Genomic DNA, 1,426 nt, shown 5'->3' with positions numbered 1-1,426 from the left:
CCCCCCCCCCCCATATCCCTAACCCCCCGGGCGTTCCCCCCCACGCAAGCCGCAGCCCCCCCCCCCCCCCCCCCAAACACCCCCGCCACAACGACGGCACCGGCCGTCACCACAAGCACCACCGCCTCCCCCCGATGCCGGCGCCACAACCCCCCCACCCCCCGCACCGGGACGAGACCGCCCCCGACGTACACCAGCAGCCCGGCCAGCGCGGCCACCGGAACCACCCCAAGCACCCAGGGCAAGAAGGCCACGAAGCCGAACAGCGATACCCCAAGCAGCACCCGTGACCCCTTCGTACGCGCCCCCGCAGAGAGCGCACCCCCACCCCCACTCCGCACGGTCACCCCGCCCATCGCACTCATCGGCAAAGCCCCAAGCACCCCACACACCACGTTCCCAAGCCCCTGAGCCATCAACTCCCGTGACCAGTCGGTCCGTTGCCCCCGCTCCAGCGGCTCGACGGCAGCCGCCCCGAACAACGACTGCGCGGACGCGAGCAGGGCGAGGGCGACGACCGTCCCGAGCACCCCCACTTCCGTGAGCCGCCCGAAATCCGCCACCTCCGGCACTCGTACGGCGGCCGACAGCCCCCGAACCTCCACCCGCCGCACGTCCAGGTCGAACACCCAGCTCACCCCGGAGGCCAGCACCACCGCCACCAACGGCCCGGGAACCAGCCGCGCTCCCCACTCCCAACGCCGCCACAGCAGGAGTACGGCGATGGTCGCGCTCCCCACCCCCAACGCCACGGGATGCGCGTGCCCTGGGAGGGAGACCAGCCCGCCCACCGCCCCGAGCGCACTCGCGGGCACGCTCACCTCACCGAGGGCGTACACCTGCCCGGCGACCAGCATGATCCCGATCCCGGCGAGCATCCCGTGGACGACCGCCACGGGCACGGCCCGGAACCACCGCCCGAGCCGCAACGCCCCCAGCCCGAGCTGCAGCAGCCCGGCCGCGAACACGAGCACACCGAGCACCTCCAGCCCGTACGCCCGCACGGCCTCGTACACGAGCACGGTGAGCCCCGCCGCAGGCCCGCTCACCCGGAGGCCGCTCCCGGGCACCGCCCCGGCGACGAGCCCGCCGACGATCCCGGTCACCAGCCCCAGCTCGGCGGGCACGCCGGAGGCGACGGCGATGCCCACGGACAGGGGCAGCGCGATGAGGAAGACGAAGAGGGAAGCGAGTAAATCGGCCTTGCGTACGCCAAAACGCATGACGAAGCACCTCCGGCAACGAAGGGAAGCAGGCACGGCGAATGAAACCCATTGTCGAAAACCCATTGTCGGCAAGGACGTCAGAAGCGTCACCCGCTTCCTCCGCCCCTCCACCGCGTTCCGGAGTCAAAGGAAGCTCCCGGAGTCACTCGAAGCGGACCGCCCCCCTCCAATGACCTCACCGCGCGCCTGCGCCCCCAGCC

At 72.3% G+C, this 1,426-nt stretch carries 1 protein-coding gene; it reads right to left on the bottom strand.

Translation table 11 applies throughout. The annotated features are described in order from the left end of the window. Positions 1–1,223 (bottom strand): SulP family inorganic anion transporter (locus ADL01_RS20275; RefSeq protein ID WP_078960642.1); only part of this gene is annotated, 1,223 nt, incomplete at its 3' end. Positions 1,224–1,426 lie beyond the last annotated feature (203 nt).

This window comes from Streptomyces sp. NRRL WC-3618 (assembly GCF_001280005.1).
In the GTDB taxonomy this organism is placed as follows: Bacteria; Actinomycetota; Actinomycetes; order Streptomycetales; family Streptomycetaceae; genus Streptomyces.
This window is presented reverse-complemented; position numbering and strand designations above follow the sequence as displayed.